Source organism: Pseudomonas sp. HAR-UPW-AIA-41, from assembly GCF_002304225.1.
In the GTDB taxonomy this organism is placed as follows: domain Bacteria; phylum Pseudomonadota; class Gammaproteobacteria; order Pseudomonadales; family Pseudomonadaceae; genus Aquipseudomonas.
On sequence record NZ_NSLB01000003.1, the window covers coordinates 168,901 to 183,898 of the forward strand.

Below are 14,998 nucleotides of genomic sequence, written 5' to 3' on the forward strand. Positions count from 1 at the left end.
CCTGGTTTTCAGTTCTGCCAAGGCCATTGCCAGGCGGCGCGCTGCTCCAGTTGCTTGAGGTAGTGGCTGCCGCCGAGCTGCCACATCTGCTGGCGAATCCAGCTGGCCCGGCGCTGCACATAGGGGCTGGGGCGCTTGGCGCTCCAGGCGCGGGGGTTGGGCAATACGGCGGCGAGCTGGCTGGCCTGCTGACGTGACAGATAGGCCGCGCCGATGCCGAAGTGGTGGCGGGCAGCGGCTTCTGCGCCAAACACGCCATCGCCCCATTCGGCGGTATTCAGGTAAACCTCGAGAATCCGCTGCTTGGGCCAAAGCAGTTCGATCAGCCCGGTGAACCAGGCTTCCAGGCCTTTGCGCAGCCAGCTGCGGCCGGACCAGAGAAACAGGTTCTTGGCCACCTGCTGGCTGAGGGTGCTGGCTCCGCGCACGCTGCCGCCTTGCTGGTTGTGCTTGAGTGCGGCGCGGATGGCAGCAACATCGAAGCCCCAGTGCTCGGCGAATTTCTGGTCTTCGGCGGCGATCACGGCGATTTTCAGATCGTCCGAGATGACCGGCCAGGGCCGCCACTCTCGTTGCAGGTCGATGGGCTTGCCGTCGAGCCAGGACTCGATCTTGCGCTCGACCATCAGGGTGCTGCCAACCGGGGGAATCCAGCGCAGGCTGAGTACCAGCAGCGCGGAGAGCAAGGCGGCCGTAAGCAGCAGCTTGAGCAGGCGACGCAGCAGTCTTGGCAACAGTCGGGAAGACATGGGCAGGCTTGGCCGAAAGGAAAGGGCGGGCCATTATAGCGGCCCTTTTCCGTGCGACTGGAGTCTGACATGGCGCGACTGTTTCTGCTTCTGGCAGCCTTTTCCGGCTTTAGCAGTGTGGCGCTCGGCGCCTTTGCCGCGCATGGTCTGCGTCAGCAGCTGTCTGCCGAGTATCTGGCGGTGTTTCAGACAGGCGTGCAGTACCAGCAATTACATACCCTGGCCCTGCTGGCCGTGGCGCTACTGTTGCAGCGTCAGGCCTGTCGTCTGCTGACCCTGAGTGGCGGGCTCTTTGTGGCGGGGATGCTGCTGTTCTCTGGCAGTTTGTACGCGCTGACCCTCACGGGTATCGGCAGGCTGGGCATCATCACCCCCTTCGGTGGCGTAGCCTTCCTGCTCGGCTGGTTGCTGCTGGGTCTCTCCGCCTGGCGCCAACGCTAAGGCGCCGTTTGGCTGACGCCTTGGTCAATGTGTGGCGAAACCGCTAGAATGCCGACCCCTTCGCATGGTGACGGTTACGTCATGCAGATTCAGTTGAACGGTGAGCCTCGCGAGCTGGCCCCCGCTACCAGCGTTTTGCAGCTGCTTGAGCAGCTCGATCTGGTTGGGCGGCGTGTTGCGGTGGAGTTGAACCTGGACATCGTGCCGCGCAGTGCGCACGCGACGACCATCCTGCAGCCCGGTGACCGGGTGGAAGTGGTACACGCCATCGGTGGCGGTTGATTCCTGGAGGAACACATGAGTCAAGTTCGCGCAGACAAGCCTTTCGTTTTGGCAGGGCGCACCTATAGCTCGCGCCTGCTGGTCGGGACGGGCAAGTACAAGGATCTGCAGGAAACCCGTCTGGCGATCGAAGCCAGCGGTGCTGAAATCGTCACCGTGGCGGTTCGCCGGACCAACATCGGGCAGAATCCCGGTGAGCCCAACCTGCTCGATGTGATCAGTCCTGATCGCTACACCATCCTGCCCAACACCGCCGGCTGCTTCAACGCCGAGGAAGCGGTGCGCACCTGCCGTCTGGCCCGTGAGCTGCTGGATGGCCACAAGCTGGTCAAGCTGGAAGTACTGGCTGACCAGAAGACCCTGTTCCCCAATGTCATCGAAACCATCAAGGCCGCCGAAGTGCTGGTCAAGGAAGGTTTCGACGTGATGGTGTACACCAGCGATGACCCCATCATTGCCCGTCAGCTGGCCGACATGGGCTGTATCGCGGTGATGCCGCTGGCCGGCCTGATCGGCACCGGGCTGGGCATCTGCAACCCCTACAACCTGCGCATCATCCTTGAGGAAGCGCAGGTGCCGGTGCTGGTGGATGCCGGTGTGGGCACGGCCTCCGATGCCACCATCGCCATGGAACTGGGCTGCGACGCGGTGCTGATGAACAGTGCCATCGCCCATGCCGGTGATCCGGTGATGATGGGCGCGGCCATGCAGCATGCCATCATTGCCGGCCGCTTGGCCTACCTCGCAGGGCGCATGCCGAAGAAGCTGTATGCCAGCGCCTCCTCGCCTCTGGAAGGCATCATTCGCTGAGTGGATCATGGTTGACCAAGAATTGACCGGGCAGGAGACTGCCAACCGCCCGCTGCGCACCATCAAGAGTTTCGTGATGCGTGCCGGCCGGGTGACCGAAGGCCAGCAACGCGGCCTCGATCAGGGCTGGCCGAAGTTCGGCCTTGAGCTGGCTGATGGCCTGCGCGATTTCGATCAGGTTTTCGGTCGCAGTGCGCCGCGTACCTTCGAGATCGGTTTCGGTATGGGCCAGGCCACGCTGGAGATGGCCGCAGCGGCGCCGGAGCAGGATTTCATTGGCGTCGAGGTGCACAAGCCAGGGGTCGGGGCACTGCTGTCCGGCATGCTGGCGCAGAACCTCAGCAACATCCGTGTGTACAGCTGTGATGCCATCGAAGTGCTACGCAACTGTGTGGCCGATGCCAGTCTGGACCGCCTGCTGCTGTTCTTCCCGGACCCTTGGCATAAGTCGCGTCATCACAAGCGACGCATCGTGCAGCCGGAGTGGGCGCAGCTGGTGCGGCAGAAGCTCAAGCTGGGTGGCGTACTGCACATGGCCACCGATTGGGAGCCCTACGCCGAGCACATGCTGGAAGTGCTGAGCGCTGCACCGGGTTATCGCAATCTGGCCGAAGATGGCCGTTTCGTCCCGCGCCCGAGCGAGCGGCCGGTGACAAAGTTTGAACGCCGCGGCGAACGCCTCGGCCATGGTGTATGGGATCTCAAGTTCCAGCGCATCGACTGATCCACGGACGAACCATTAGACCGGGTCCACCCGGCGCCAGGAAGGCGACCTCACTGACCGGCAATCCCGGCTGGCTGACCTAAACTGGTTGGCAGCAAGAACAAACTGACGGCGCCATTCAGGTGTCGCGAGGAGAACGCTGTGTTGAGACATGTTGCAGTATTGGCCCTGGCTGCGCTCTGCCTGCCGGCCCAGGCCAAAGTTGACGCTGCCCAGGCTGCCCGCCTGGGTCAGGATCTCACTCCTCTGGGTGGGGAGCGTGCCGCCAATGCGGCGGGCACCATTCCGGTTTGGGAGGGCGGCCTGACCACGCCGCCTGCGTCCTATCAGCCGGGCATGCACCACCCGGACCCTTATGCCGGCGATGCCGTGCTGTACACAGTCAATGCGCAGAACCTCGGTCAGTACCAGAAGGTGCTGCCGGCAGGCCTGCAGACTCTTTTGCAGACCCATCCGGACTACAAGCTGCGGGTTTTCCAGAGCCGTCGCAGTGCCGCCGCGCCGCAATATGTGTATGACGCCACCAAGGCCAATGCCACCAAGGCCGAGCTGATTGCCGGCGGTAACGGTGTCAGTGGTGCCGCTGCGGGCGTGCCGTTCCCGATTCCGCAGAATGGTCAGGAAGCGATCTGGAACCACATCATGCGCTTCCGTGGTGAGCAGATCCACATGGTTGCCAACCATGTGGCAGTACTGGCCAACGGCAGCTACAGCCTGGTGCTGCGCGACCGGGAAATCTACTTCGTCTATGGTCGCCAGGGCGCTCAAGAGGGCGATCTGGACAATACCTTGTTTCACTACAAGTACAGCGTGACGGCACCCTCCAAGCTGGCCGGTTCGGCGCTGCTGGTCGAGGAAACCATCGATCAGGTCATGGCCATCCGCAAGGCCTGGCGCTTCAACCGTGGTGAGCGTCGCGTGCGTCGTCTGCCGATGCTGGCCTATGACGCGCTGCAACCTGACACCAACGGCATGGCCCTGGCTGACCAGGTTGACTCGTACAACGGCGCACCGGACCGCTACGAGTGGAAGCTGCTCGGCAAGCAGGAAATGCTGGTGCCGTACAACAGCTACGCCGTGCACCAGAAGGGCATTCCCTATGAGCAGATCCTCAAGGCCAAGACGGTCAACCCGGACCTGCTGCGCTACGAGCTGCACCGTGTCTGGGTGGTCGAGGCTGACCTGCGTACCGGCTTCAGTCACCCGTACGCCAAGCGTCGTTTCTATATCGACGAGGACAGCTGGCAGATCCTCGCGGTTGATCTGTATGACAAGGGTGGCAAGCTGATCGGTCTGCAGGAAAGTCATCCGATCAGCTACTACGAAGTCCCGGTGTTCTCCAGCACGCTGGAAACCATCTACGACTTCAAGGGCAGCCGCTACTTCGTCGACGGTCTGGACAACAACGAGCCGATGTACAACTTCAATGCCGACATCAGCCCGCGCAGCTTCAGCCCGGCCAGCCTGCGTCAGCAGGGCAACTGAGGCCGACAGCAGCAACAAAAAAGCCGCCCCGAGGGGCGGCTTTTTTGTGCCTGGCAGAAAAGTCCGGGGCTTATTCCAGTAGCGAAGCACCGCGAATGGTCAGCTCGGGCAGTCCGCTGGGGGCCGGGCAGACCTGGATGTACTTGATGCTTTCGCGCGGAATCATCAGCAGGTCGCCATCCACTTCGAAGCTGATGAAGGGGGTGTTCATCTGTTCGCGCAGACCACGGATGGCCTGCAGCGGGTCTTCTTTCTGGGTGGGGAAGGCGAGGGACATGCGCTGGCCGTCGTTGAAGAAGATATACAGGTGTTTTACGGACATCGGTGCGGCTCCATGAAGGCGGTGGCTGTTCCGTTAGCTGCGGTCGGAGAGCACGCCGACCAGAAAGAACACTAGCAGCAGCACGGGGGCTAGGGTGTAGTTGTTGAAGTAGGCGAGGCCTTTGGCCAGCCAGGGTGTCAGGTAAATGATGCCCAGACCGTAGACCAGTGCGCAGAACAGCACGAACAGCAGGGTACGGAAAACGAAGTTGAGGCTGCCCAGGCGACGTTGCAGCCAGGCATTCAGATCCGGGCCGAACAGCACGAACAGAGTGGCCAGAATGGCCAGGGAAATATTGTGCAGGTGAGCGCGGCACCAGTGCGACAGAGTGGCGATCAGATCGAGCACGAGATCCATCAGGCGTCCTTAGCCCCTAGGGCAGAAAGCTTTGCAGCAGGTCGTTGAGAAACAGTTGGCCTCTGGGCGTAGCGCATAGCCGTGCTGGGTCATTCTCCAGCAGCCCCTGTTGCTCGGCCAGACGGCGCCCTTCGGCGAGGCTCTGCTCTGACAGTCCGGTGCGCTGGCAGAACAGCTGAGTGGGAACGCCCTCGGTCAGGCGCAGGGCGTTCATCAGGAACTCGAAGGGTAGTTCGTCCTCACTCAGCAGGCGTTCGCCGGCCTGGAAAGCCTTGCCGCTATCCAGGTAGTCCTTGGGCAGACGGGTCTTCCAGCTGCGCCTGATCTGCCCGTTCGCGTCGCTCAGCTTGGCGTGAGCACCTGCACCGATGCCGAGAAAGTCGCCGAAGGTCCAGTAGTTCAGGTTATGCCGGGCGCGCTGGTTGTTCCGTGCATAGGCCGAGGTTTCATACTGGGCAAAACCCTGCTCGGCGAGCAGGGCCTGGCCGGCTTCCTGGATGTCCCAGAGGGTGTCGTCTTCCGGCAGCTCCGGTGGCTGGTTCCAGAACACCGTGTTGGGCTCCATGGTCAGCTGGTACCAGGACAGGTGGGTGGGTGCCTGGGCAATCGCGGTGCCCAGGTCGTCCATTGCCGCGGCGACATCCTGCCCTGGCAGGCCGTGCATGAGGTCGAGGTTGAAGTTGTCGAAGCCGGCGGCGCGTGCCATGTCCGCGGCGCGAATCGCCTCATCGCCATCATGGATGCGGCCGAGGGCCTTGAGCTGGGCGCTCTGGAAGCTCTGCACGCCGATCGACAGGCGATTGATGCCCAGCTGCCGGTAGGCGCTGAACTTGGCTTGCTCGAAGGTGCCGGGGTTGGCTTCCAGGGTGATTTCGATATCCCCGGCAAAGCCGATGCGCCGCTCCACGCCTTCAAGAATATGCCCCAGTGCGCGGGGCGAGAACAGGCTGGGGGTGCCGCCACCAAAGAAGATCGAGGTCAGCTGGCGACCCTGTACCTGAGCCAGGTCCTGATCAAGATCGGCCAGCAGCGCGGCGACGTAGTCGTTTTCGGGCAGGCTGGGGCCGGCGGCGTGGGAGTTGAAGTCGCAGTACGGGCATTTGCGCACGCACCACGGGATATGGACATACAGGGCCAGCGGCGGCAGCGCGAACGGGCTGCCTGCCGGACTGCTCATGCCAGCCCCAGGCGCTGCTTGAGCAGGGCCATGGCGCGCGCGCGATGGCTGAGCCGGTTCTTCTCGGCGGCCGGCAGCTCGGCACTGGAACACTGACGCTCGGCCACCCAGAACAGCGGGTCATAGCCGAAACCCTGTTCACCACGCGGAGCGTGGAGGATGCGGCCTGGCCACAGGCCCTCGCAGAGAATCGGCAGCGGGTCATCGGTGTGCCGAACCAGTGCCAGGGCGCAGACGAACTGCGCGCCGCGCTCGGCATCCGGCACGTCCTTGAGGGTATCGAGCAGCTTGGCGTTGTTCGCCGCATCATCCTTGCCGCCGGCGTAGCGCGCCGAGTAGATACCCGGTGCGCCGCCCAGGGCGTCCACGGCCAGTCCGGAGTCGTCGGCCAGTGCCGGCAGACCCGACACGCGAGCCGCGTGGCGGGCCTTGAGGATGGCGTTCTCGACGAACGACAGACCGGTTTCTTCCGGCTCCACGCTGCTGAACTCGGCAATCGAGCGCACCTTGATGTGGGCGCCGAGCATGGCCTGCAGTTCTTTCAGTTTGCCGGCGTTGTGGCTGGCCAGTACCAGTTCTTCGATCATCATTCGTCGGGGAACACTTCTTGGTTGAAGCTGACGCGGTTGTTGCTGCCGTCACCGCCCTGTACGTCGAGGGTGAAGGTCAGTACCTCGCGGGTGCTCAGCGGAAATTGCGCCAGGTAGTAGGCGGCACCGGGTTCGGTCACCTGCTTGAAACTGAGCGGGGTGACCTGGCCCAGCAGGTTCTTCACTTCGCCCTTGACCTGGGCCGGCAGCGGCTTGCCCGCCTTGAGCACGGACACGGTGACCACGCCCTGGGTCTTGCTGCGGACCAGGCCGACCGCGCTGGCGGTGTCCGGCTGCAGGAAGCTGGAATTGAACACGCTGTAGTGCACATCGACTTCGGCAAAGCTTTGCTTGCGTTCGGCAAGTGCCGGCAGGCTGACGAGCAGGCTGAGTAGTAGAGCGGTTAGACGGCGCATGATCGATCCTCCAAAGCGTGGTGGACTACACCGCGACGCGGTGTTCGGCCAGACCGGCACCACTGATGCGGTAGATGCCGATCTCGCCCATCAGATTAGGCCACAGCCGGCTGCCCAGGCTATGGCGGTGTTCGCGGTCCACCGCCAGGCCTTCCTCGATTCGCGCGCCCTGGGCATGGCACAGGCGCTCGAAGTCGGCAAAGGTGCAGAAGTGGATGTTCGGCGTGTTGTACCAGGTGTAGGGCAGGAAGTCCGAGACCGGCATGCGGCCCTTGGTGGTCAGGTACCAGCGGCAGCGCCAGTGGCCGAAGTTGGGGAAGGTGATGATGCAGGTCTTGCCCACCCGCAGCATCTCCGCCAGCACCTTGTCCGGGTATTGCAGGGCCTGCAGCGACTGGGTCATGACCACCACGTCGAAGCTGTTGCTGGCGAAGTTGCCCAGCCCCTGGTCGATGTTCTGCTCGACCACGTTGATCCCTCGGGCGATGCACGCGGTGATCTTGTCCGGGTCGATTTCCAGGCCATAGCCGCTGACCTGCTTGTGTTCGGCCAGGCTGGCCAGCAGGTCGCCGTCGCCGCAACCGAGGTCGAGCACGCGGCTGCCGGAGGGAATCCACTCGTGGATGATTTCCAGGTCGGCACGCATGGCTTACACCTTGATCCGGTTCATGTAGGCAGAGAATCCCTGCAGGTAGCGCGGGATGGGGATGAGGAAGGCGTCGTGCCCCTGGGCGGCCTCGATTTCCAGATAGCTGACGTTCTTCTTCGCCGCCATCAGCGCATCGACGATTTCCCGCGAGCGCGCCGGCGAGAAGCGCCAGTCGGTGGTGAAGGACATCACACAGAAATCGGCTTTGGCCACGCTGAGGGTCTTGGCCAGATCACCACCCTGGCTGGCGGCCGGGTCGAAGTAGTCCAGCGCCTTGGTCATCAGCAGGTAGGTGTTGGCATCGAAGCGCCCGGAGAATTCCTCGCCCTGATAGCGCAGGTAGCTTTCGACCTGGAACTCGACGTTGTGCAGATCGAAGTTGGGCGTCTCGCTCTTGCGCTCGCGGCCGAACTTCTCACCCATGGCATCGTCGGACAGGTAGGTGATGTGACCGACCATGCGCGCCAGCATCAGTCCGCGCTTGGGAATCACGCCTTGTTCCTGGAAGTCGCCGCCGCGGTAGTCCGGGTCGGTGAGGATGGCCTGGCGTGCGACCTCGTTGAAGGCGATGTTCTGTGCCGACAGTTTGGGCGCCGAGGCGATGCACAGGCAGTGGCGTACGCGCTCGGGGTAGCTGATGGTCCACTGCAGCGCCTGCATGCCGCCCAGGCTGCCGCCGATGACCGCGGCCCACTGACTGATGCCCAGTCGGTCGGCGAGCAGGGCCTGGCTGTTGACCCAGTCTTCTACCGTGACCACCGGGAAGTCCGAGCCGTAGACGCGGCCAGTCTGCGGATTGCGGCTGGCGGGGCCGGTGGAGCCGTTGCAGCCGCCGAGGTTGTTGAGGCTGACGACGAAGAACTTGCGCGTATCGATCGGCTTGCCCGGGCCGATGCAGCTGTCCCACCAGCCGGGCTTGCGCTCGTCCATGCTGTGGTAGCCGGCGGCATGATGGTGGCCGGACAGGGCATGACAGATCAGCACGGCGTTGCTGCGCTCGGCATTCAGTTCGCCGTAGGTCTCGTAGACCAGTTCGTAGTGGCTCAGGCTGCGGCCACAGGCCAGCGCCAGGGGTTCGGCGAACTGCGCTACCTGTGGGCTGACCAGACCAACGCTATCTTCGGGGATGACAGTGGGCATCGACCCTGCTCGTGTTCGGGGGAGAGCTGCAGTCTAAAGAACAGTGCCCCGGGCGGCAATCGCACGGGGCACTGGGTGGGCTCGCTAAAACAACAACTTAGCTGCGTTCGGCAGACGAGGAGGCGCGTGCGGCGAGCGGCAGGCTGACGACCTTGCCCTGGCGCTGGACCGGTGCCGGGCGGCGCAGCACGCGCAGCATCTCGTTGGCCTCGGCCAGCTGGCGCTCCAGGTCTTCGGCGTACTGCTTGAACTGCAGGCCGCGCTGGTGGGTCTGCTGGGTTTCCTGAGCCAGCGCCTTGAGCCGAACCATATGGCTTTCCAGCATCTGCTTGTGCTCCAGGGTGTGCTGCATCAGCGGCATCAGCGCATCGCTGCTCCACTGGTAGGTTTCCTGGCGCAGGCGCTGGTGCAGGCCCATCACTTCCTGGGCGAGCGTGGTGAGGAAGCGTCGGGTCAGCAGGCGCTGCTCGGTCAGCAGGGTCTTCAGGTTGCGCCGGAAGCGATCGGCCTTGGCCTTCAGCTGGCTAAGCTCGCGCTGGTAGCGCCTGATGTTGAGCTGCGGTGCATCCAGTCCGTGCAGCGGGTTCTCGGCGTTATGCCGCTGGTAGATGGCGCCGACCATCTTGTTGGCCAGGGCCGCTTCGTGCTCCAGAGAGGTCAGGTCGAACTCCACGGCGCGGAAGAAGTGCAGGATGGCGTGGTTGATACCGAGGGTGGTCCAGCTGCTGCGCAGGTTGTCCTTCACTTTGCCCAGATGTTCTTCCAGGCGCTCCGGGCGGGCGGCAAAGCGCAACAGGTCGCCCTGGCGCTTGACCAGGCGCTGGTTGGTCTTCAATCCCAGCAGGCGCTTGTGGTGACGGGTGTGGTCATCCTTGGTTTTGGCCGTCAGCTCGAACAGCAGCTGGCCGTTATCCTGGCGATGGTTGGCAAGCAGGTTCTGCTGCTCGCGCACCTTGTTCAGGCGCAGGTTGAGCACGTGCTGGCTGTTGTTGAGCAGGCCGAGGACCTGATTGACCACCGACTCTTCGAGCAGGCGCTCCTTCTGCGCAACGATGCGCTCGCACAGCAGGCTTTCCAGGTTGTCGATCTGGCTGCGCGCGAGCAGTTCCTGATCGCCGCGTACCTTGGCCAGCAAGGCCTGCTTTGCCGACAGTGGCAGCACATCCTGCGCCTTGATACCGAGCTGCTTGGCGGTGCTCTGACGGATCTGGTTGATGGCGTTCTGCACGAAGGTTTCGCCGGCCAGGTCATCCCACAGCACGTCGATCTTGTTCAGCACGGCAAAGCGCCCGGTCAGGGTGTCGTCATCCAGCTGGCAGATGTGCTGTTGCCAGATGCTCATGTCCGAGGCGGTGACGCCGGCATCGGCCGACAGCAGGAAAATGATGGCCTGGGCGCTGGGCAGCATCGACAGGGTCAGCTCAGGCTCGCTGCCGAGCGCGTTCAGGCCGGGCGTATCGAGAATGCGCAGACCCTGACGCAGCAGGGGGTGATCGAAGTTGATCAGGGCATGGCGCCAGGCCGGTACCAGCACGATGCCAGGCTTGTCGCCGGCTTCGAGCATGTCCGGGTGGAAGCCGAGCTGGATCGCCTGCTCCACGGGCATGGGCTTGGTCCGTGCGACCTGGGCGAAGGCCTGCGCCATGCTGTTCGGGTCGCTGACATCCAGCGGGATGTTCACCCAGTGCCGTGGTACGCGCTTGAACTGGGCAATGCTGGCCTCGGCCAGGCGCGTTTCGATGGGCAGCAGGCGGATGTAGGACCGCTCCGAGCGCGGGTCGAAATACAGCTCGGTGGGGCTCATGGTGGTGCGTCCGGCCTGGGACGGCAGCATACGCTGGCCGAACTGCGAGAAGAACAGGCAGTTGATCAGCTCGGTCTTGCCGCGGGAGAACTCGCCGACGAAGGCCAGGGTGATGTGGTCGGTGCGCAGAATCTTCAGGGCGCGATCAAGCTTGGCTTCCACCGCCGGGCTGCCCAGGCGGTTGTGCGCCAGCCAGCTGCGATAGCGGGTGATTTCGCGCATCAGCTCGCGCTTCCAGGCTACATAGGCGTCAACCTGCTGGCTGAGACGTTCCATACTCATCCTGATCTTCCTCCGGGCAGTGCATCCGTGCCGAATGCAGCTTCTTGATAGCGTTACGCTAACCCGCGCGCGCCGATTTGGCTGCGGATTGACCATGAGCTGTGAACTGGCGCACAGGCAAATGGCCAGTATTTCAGCTCAGGCATTATGGAAGCAGTGGGCGGATCGTCAACCGGCTGGCGCCATTGTCCCGCCTTATGGTCGGTCAATGACCCTGAGCGGTCAGTCCGGGCAGGTCCGGCAGTTTCTGCGGGCGCTGGATGCGCACGCGTTTCTGCCGATTGAGTTCGCCGCTGATCAGGCTGACCTGGCTTTTGGCCACGCCGAAAGCCTTGCCGAGAAAGGCCAACAGGTGGGCGTTGGCCTTGCCTTCGACGGGCGGGGCGGTGAGGCGGATTTTCAGGCGGTCACCATGCAGGCCGGCGAATTCGTCGGAACTCGCCTTGGGCTGCAGGTGACAGTCGAGGATCAGGTCATCCCCGTCCCAGCGGAAATAGCTCAATGCCCGTTCTTACATGAAGGGGCTGAGCTGGCGTGGCATGCCGGTCATGGCGGCCAGGTTGCCGATCACCAGCATGTCGATCAGGTTCAGTGCGATGAAGGCAAAGATGGGCGAGATATCCAGGCCGCCCAGGTTCGGAATCAGCTTGCGGAAGGGGGCCAGCACCGGTTCGCACAGCTGATTGACCAGCTGCGCGGCGGGGTTGTAAGTGCCGGGAGCGACCCAGGAGAGGATCACGCTGACAATCAGTGCGAAGAAGAACACTTTGAGGAACAGCGAGGTGACGCCAATGATCGACCAGATCAGCAGCTGGCCGGCCAGGCTCATGATGTCGGCGCCATAACCCATCAGCAGCAGGGTCAGTGCCATCAGCAGCAGTTGCACAACGATGGCCAGCAGCAGCGAAGCCAGGTCCAGACCGGCAAGGCCCGGAATGAACCGGCGCAGCGGGCGTACCAGCGGTTGGGTGGCGCGTACCACGAACTGGCTGAGCGGGTTGTAGAAGTCTGCCCGCACCAGTTGCAGGATGAAACGCAACAGGACGATCAGCAGATACAGGCTGCCGAGGGTCTGCAGAATGTAGATGGCGGCGGTGTTCAATCCGGTCATGGTCTGCTCCTTTACTGGCCGAGTTGCTCGGCCATTTCGGCCGAACGGTCGGTGGCGGCCTGCATGGCTCTGGCGGTCAGTGCCTCGAAGCCGCCGGCCTGGAAGGTCTTGATGGCCGCTTCGGTGGTGCCGTTGGGCGAGGTGACACGGCGGCGCAGCTCGGCGGCGTCGACGTCACTCTCGCAGGCCATGCGCGCGGCGCCGAGAGCCGTGTGCAGGGTCAGTTGCGCGGCGGTGGCGCGGGGCAGACCGAGTTTTTCGCCGGCGGCGGTCATGGCCTCGATCAGCAGGAAGAAATAGGCCGGGCCACTGCCGGAAACGGCGGTTACCGCGTCGATCAGTGCCTCATCCTCCAGCCACAGGACCAGGCCGACGGCCGAGAGCAGTTGCTCGGCCTGCTGGCGCTGTTCGGCCGACACTTCGGCATTGGCATACAGACCGCTCACACCCTGACGCAGCAGGGCGGGCGTGTTGGGCATGCAGCGGACAATCGGGCGCTGGCCGAGCCAGTTGGCCAGACTGGCACAGCTGATGCCGGCCGCGATGGAGACGATCAGCTTGTTAGCGCTGAGGCTGGGTGCCAGCTCCAGACACACCGCTTTCATGACCTGAGGCTTGACCGCCAGCACGATGACATCGGCACCCTGAACGGCTTCGGCATTGCCGGCAAAGACCTCGATGCCGTGCTCGCCGGCAACCCTGGCACGTTGCTCGGCACCCGGCTCGCTGGCGCACAGCTGGCTGGCCGCCAGACCCTGGGCGCGCAGGCCGCCGATCAGGCTGGCGGCCATGTTGCCGGCGCCGATAAAGGCAATGCGGAGCTGTTTCATAGTCATTCCTTCAAAAGTCAGTGAGTGGGCGTGCCGTAATCACGGGCGCCAAACAGGGCGGTGCCGATGCGCACCCAGGTGGCGCCTTCGGCAATCGCCGCTTCCAGATCGTCGCTCATGCCCATGGACAGGACATCAAGCTCAAGGTTCAGGTCGTCGCGCAACTGGCGCAGGCGCGCGCAGGCGGCATGCTGCTGGGCAACGTCGCTGGTGGGTTCGGGTATGGTCATCAGCCCGCGCAGGCGCAGGTTGGGTAGCTGGCTGACCGCCTCGGCCAGCGCTGGCAGTTCGTCGGGGGTGCAGCCGGACTTGCTGGCCTCGCCGCTGACATTGACCTGCAGGCAGATATTCAGCGGTGGCAACTGCGTGGGGCGTTGTTCTGAAAGACGCTGGGCGATTTTCAGACGGTCCACCGAATGCACCCAGGCGAAATGCTCGGCGATCGGGCGGGTCTTGTTCGACTGGATCGGCCCGATGAAGTGCCAGGTCAGTGGCAGGTCGCTCAGCTCTGCCTGCTTGTTCAGGGCTTCCTGCAGGTAATTTTCACCAAAATCGCTCTGGCCACAGGCATGGGCTTCGCGCACGGCGGCGGCCGGCTTGGTCTTGCTCACCGCCAGCAGGCCTACCGTCTGCGGGTCGCGGCCACAGGCTTGCGCGGCCTCACGGATCCGCGTGCGAACCTTTGCAATATTCTTTGCTATGGTGGACATTAATCCGCACCTTTTGCCTGTCTGCCGCGAATTGGCGGCATTCTACCTGCTTGCTTGTGATTGGGGAGTCCCATGGATATTACCGAGCTGCTGGCGTTCAGCGCCAAGCAAGGCGCTTCGGACCTGCACCTCTCGGCTGGTCTGCCACCGATGATTCGTGTCGACGGCGACGTGCGCCGTATCAACCTGCCGCCGCTGGATCACAAGCAGGTGCATGCGCTGATCTACGACATCATGAACGACAAGCAGCGCAAGGATTACGAAGAGTTCCTCGAGACTGACTTCTCCTTCGAAGTACCCGGCGTGGCGCGCTTCCGCGTTAACGCCTTCAACCAGAACCGCGGTGCCGGTGCGGTATTCCGTACCATTCCTTCCAAGGTGCTGACCATGGAAGACCTCGGCATGGGTGAGATCTTCAAGAAGGTCTCCGATGTGCCGCGTGGTCTGGTGCTGGTCACCGGCCCGACCGGTTCGGGTAAGTCGACCACCCTGGCGGCCATGCTCGACTACCTGAACAACAACAAGTACCACCACATTCTCACCGTCGAAGACCCGATCGAATTCGTTCATGAGTCGAAGAAGTGCCTGGTCAACCAGCGCGAGGTGCACCGCGACACCCTCGGCTTCAACGAGGCACTGCGTTCGGCACTGCGTGAAGACCCGGACATCATCCTGGTGGGTGAGATGCGCGACCTGGAAACCATTCGCCTGGCGCTGACCGCGGCAGAAACCGGTCACCTGGTGTTCGGCACCCTGCACACCACCTCCGCGGCCAAGACCATCGACCGTATCGTCGACGTGTTCCCCGCCGAGGAAAAGTCCATGGTTCGCTCCATGCTGTCCGAGTCGCTGCAGGCGGTCATTTCGCAGACCCTGCTGAAGAAGATCGGCGGCGGTCGTGTCGCGGCCCACGAGATCATGATCGGTACCCCGGCCATCCGTAACCTGATCCGCGAAGACAAGGTTGCGCAGATGTATTCGGCCATCCAGACCGGCGGTTCGCTGGGCATGCAGACCCTCGATATGTGCCTGAAGAACCTGCTGGCCAAGGGCCTGATCAGCCGCGAGAGCGCGCGCGAAAAAGCCAAGATTCAGGAAAACTTCTAATAGCGGTCTGGC

19 protein-coding genes are annotated in these 14,998 nt (G+C 63.3%); 6 read left to right on the top strand and 13 right to left on the bottom strand.

Going from position 1 to position 14,998, the window contains the following annotated elements; all coding sequences use genetic code 11:
- Positions 1-8 precede the first annotated feature (8 nt).
- Positions 9-737 carry a monofunctional biosynthetic peptidoglycan transglycosylase gene (gene mtgA / locus CK486_RS08030; RefSeq protein ID WP_095940002.1) on the bottom strand — a complete coding sequence of 243 codons (729 nt, stop codon included), beginning with the start codon at positions 735-737 and terminating at the stop codon, positions 9-11.
- 81 nt (positions 738-818) lie between these two features.
- Between mtgA and CK486_RS08035 the strand changes: the two genes are divergently transcribed.
- The 5 genes from CK486_RS08035 to CK486_RS08055 all read left to right on the top strand — a co-directional run bounded on the left by CK486_RS08035 (position 819) and on the right by CK486_RS08055 (position 4,491).
- The gene (locus CK486_RS08035) at positions 819-1,190 is read left to right on the top strand and encodes a DUF423 domain-containing protein (RefSeq protein WP_095939772.1); all 372 of its coding nucleotides are present in this window, start codon (positions 819-821) and stop codon (positions 1,188-1,190) included.
- Positions 1,191-1,271: 81 nt separating this feature from the next.
- Positions 1,272-1,472, top strand: coding sequence for a sulfur carrier protein ThiS (thiS, locus tag CK486_RS08040; protein ID WP_095939773.1), 201 nt, complete (start codon positions 1,272-1,274; stop codon positions 1,470-1,472).
- Between the two features lie 15 nt (positions 1,473-1,487).
- Entirely contained in the window at positions 1,488-2,282 is a 795-nt protein-coding gene (locus CK486_RS08045; RefSeq protein WP_095939774.1) for a thiazole synthase, read from the top strand.
- A 52-nt stretch (positions 2,283-2,334) separates the two neighbouring features.
- On the top strand, positions 2,335-3,006 hold the full coding sequence (gene trmB / locus CK486_RS08050) for a tRNA (guanosine(46)-N7)-methyltransferase TrmB (protein ID WP_218192097.1): 672 nt from the start codon (positions 2,335-2,337) through the stop codon (positions 3,004-3,006).
- Positions 3,007-3,147: 141 nt separating this feature from the next.
- A complete protein-coding gene (locus tag CK486_RS08055) occupies positions 3,148-4,491 on the top strand; it encodes a DUF1329 domain-containing protein (protein WP_095939776.1) in 1,344 nt (447 codons plus the stop codon).
- A gap of 70 nt (positions 4,492-4,561) precedes the next feature.
- Here the strand turns inward: CK486_RS08055 and CK486_RS08060 are convergent, their stop codons facing one another.
- The 12 genes from CK486_RS08060 to CK486_RS08115 form a co-directional block, all read right to left on the bottom strand.
- Positions 4,562-4,813 (bottom strand): hypothetical protein, encoded by a 252-nt coding sequence (locus tag CK486_RS08060; RefSeq protein WP_095939777.1) that lies wholly within the window; start codon positions 4,811-4,813, stop codon positions 4,562-4,564.
- A 33-nt stretch (positions 4,814-4,846) separates the two neighbouring features.
- On the bottom strand, positions 4,847-5,170 hold the full coding sequence (locus tag CK486_RS08065; RefSeq protein WP_095939778.1) for a DUF3392 domain-containing protein: 324 nt from the start codon (positions 5,168-5,170) through the stop codon (positions 4,847-4,849).
- Between the two features lie 16 nt (positions 5,171-5,186).
- Positions 5,187-6,347 (bottom strand): radical SAM family heme chaperone HemW, encoded by a 1,161-nt coding sequence (gene hemW, locus CK486_RS08070; RefSeq protein ID WP_095939779.1) that lies wholly within the window; start codon positions 6,345-6,347, stop codon positions 5,187-5,189.
- On the bottom strand, positions 6,344-6,937 hold the full coding sequence (gene rdgB / locus CK486_RS08075) for an RdgB/HAM1 family non-canonical purine NTP pyrophosphatase (protein WP_095939780.1): 594 nt from the start codon (positions 6,935-6,937) through the stop codon (positions 6,344-6,346). The genes hemW and rdgB overlap by 4 nt, the downstream gene beginning before the upstream one ends.
- Positions 6,934-7,353, bottom strand: a complete 420-nt coding sequence (locus CK486_RS08080; protein ID WP_095939781.1) for a DUF4426 domain-containing protein — start codon at positions 7,351-7,353, stop codon at positions 6,934-6,936. The genes rdgB and CK486_RS08080 overlap by 4 nt, the downstream gene beginning before the upstream one ends.
- A gap of 25 nt (positions 7,354-7,378) precedes the next feature.
- On the bottom strand, positions 7,379-7,999 hold the full coding sequence (metW, locus tag CK486_RS08085; RefSeq protein WP_095939782.1) for a methionine biosynthesis protein MetW: 621 nt from the start codon (positions 7,997-7,999) through the stop codon (positions 7,379-7,381).
- Positions 8,000-8,002: 3 nt separating this feature from the next.
- Entirely contained in the window at positions 8,003-9,142 is a 1,140-nt protein-coding gene (locus CK486_RS08090; protein WP_095939783.1) for a homoserine O-acetyltransferase, read from the bottom strand.
- Positions 9,143-9,239: 97 nt separating this feature from the next.
- The gene (locus tag CK486_RS08095) at positions 9,240-11,228 is read right to left on the bottom strand and encodes a dynamin family protein (RefSeq protein ID WP_095939784.1); all 1,989 of its coding nucleotides are present in this window, start codon (positions 11,226-11,228) and stop codon (positions 9,240-9,242) included.
- 205 nt (positions 11,229-11,433) lie between these two features.
- Positions 11,434-11,730 (bottom strand): DUF167 domain-containing protein, encoded by a 297-nt coding sequence (locus CK486_RS08100; RefSeq protein ID WP_095939785.1) that lies wholly within the window; start codon positions 11,728-11,730, stop codon positions 11,434-11,436.
- Positions 11,731-11,739: 9 nt separating this feature from the next.
- Positions 11,740-12,339, bottom strand: coding sequence for a YggT family protein (locus tag CK486_RS08105; protein ID WP_095939786.1), 600 nt, complete (start codon positions 12,337-12,339; stop codon positions 11,740-11,742).
- An 11-nt stretch (positions 12,340-12,350) separates the two neighbouring features.
- On the bottom strand, positions 12,351-13,169 hold the full coding sequence (proC, locus tag CK486_RS08110; protein ID WP_095939787.1) for a pyrroline-5-carboxylate reductase: 819 nt from the start codon (positions 13,167-13,169) through the stop codon (positions 12,351-12,353).
- A 17-nt stretch (positions 13,170-13,186) separates the two neighbouring features.
- A complete protein-coding gene (locus tag CK486_RS08115; RefSeq protein ID WP_095939788.1) occupies positions 13,187-13,879 on the bottom strand; it encodes a YggS family pyridoxal phosphate-dependent enzyme in 693 nt (230 codons plus the stop codon).
- Positions 13,880-13,951: 72 nt separating this feature from the next.
- Here CK486_RS08115 and pilT point away from each other — a divergent pair, with 72 nt between their 5' ends.
- Entirely contained in the window at positions 13,952-14,986 is a 1,035-nt protein-coding gene (gene pilT / locus CK486_RS08120) for a type IV pilus twitching motility protein PilT (protein WP_095939789.1), read from the top strand.
- Positions 14,987-14,998 lie beyond the last annotated feature (12 nt).

Bases quoted from the DNA above. Each gene is read 5' to 3' on its own strand.
- proC (WP_095939787.1), bottom strand. From the start codon at position 13,169: ATGAAACAGCTCCGCATTGCCTTTATCGGCGCCGGCAACATGGCCGCC.
- CK486_RS08035 (WP_095939772.1), top strand. From the start codon at position 819: ATGGCGCGACTGTTTCTGCTTCTGGCAGCCTTTTCCGGCTTTAGCAGT.
- CK486_RS08090 (WP_095939783.1), bottom strand. From the start codon at position 9,142: ATGCCCACTGTCATCCCCGAAGATAGCGTTGGTCTGGTCAGCCCACAG.
- metW (WP_095939782.1), bottom strand. From the start codon at position 7,999: ATGCGTGCCGACCTGGAAATCATCCACGAGTGGATTCCCTCCGGCAGC.
- CK486_RS08080 (WP_095939781.1), bottom strand. From the start codon at position 7,353: ATGCGCCGTCTAACCGCTCTACTACTCAGCCTGCTCGTCAGCCTGCCG.
- CK486_RS08105 (WP_095939786.1), bottom strand. From the start codon at position 12,339: ATGACCGGATTGAACACCGCCGCCATCTACATTCTGCAGACCCTCGGC.
- hemW (WP_095939779.1), bottom strand. From the start codon at position 6,347: ATGAGCAGTCCGGCAGGCAGCCCGTTCGCGCTGCCGCCGCTGGCCCTG.
- pilT (WP_095939789.1), top strand. From the start codon at position 13,952: ATGGATATTACCGAGCTGCTGGCGTTCAGCGCCAAGCAAGGCGCTTCG.
- CK486_RS08045 (WP_095939774.1), top strand. From the start codon at position 1,488: ATGAGTCAAGTTCGCGCAGACAAGCCTTTCGTTTTGGCAGGGCGCACC.
- CK486_RS08095 (WP_095939784.1), bottom strand. From the start codon at position 11,228: ATGAGTATGGAACGTCTCAGCCAGCAGGTTGACGCCTATGTAGCCTGG.
- CK486_RS08115 (WP_095939788.1), bottom strand. From the start codon at position 13,879: ATGTCCACCATAGCAAAGAATATTGCAAAGGTTCGCACGCGGATCCGT.
- CK486_RS08065 (WP_095939778.1), bottom strand. From the start codon at position 5,170: ATGGATCTCGTGCTCGATCTGATCGCCACTCTGTCGCACTGGTGCCGC.
- rdgB (WP_095939780.1), bottom strand. From the start codon at position 6,937: ATGATGATCGAAGAACTGGTACTGGCCAGCCACAACGCCGGCAAACTG.
- CK486_RS08060 (WP_095939777.1), bottom strand. From the start codon at position 4,813: ATGTCCGTAAAACACCTGTATATCTTCTTCAACGACGGCCAGCGCATG.
- thiS (WP_095939773.1), top strand. From the start codon at position 1,272: ATGCAGATTCAGTTGAACGGTGAGCCTCGCGAGCTGGCCCCCGCTACC.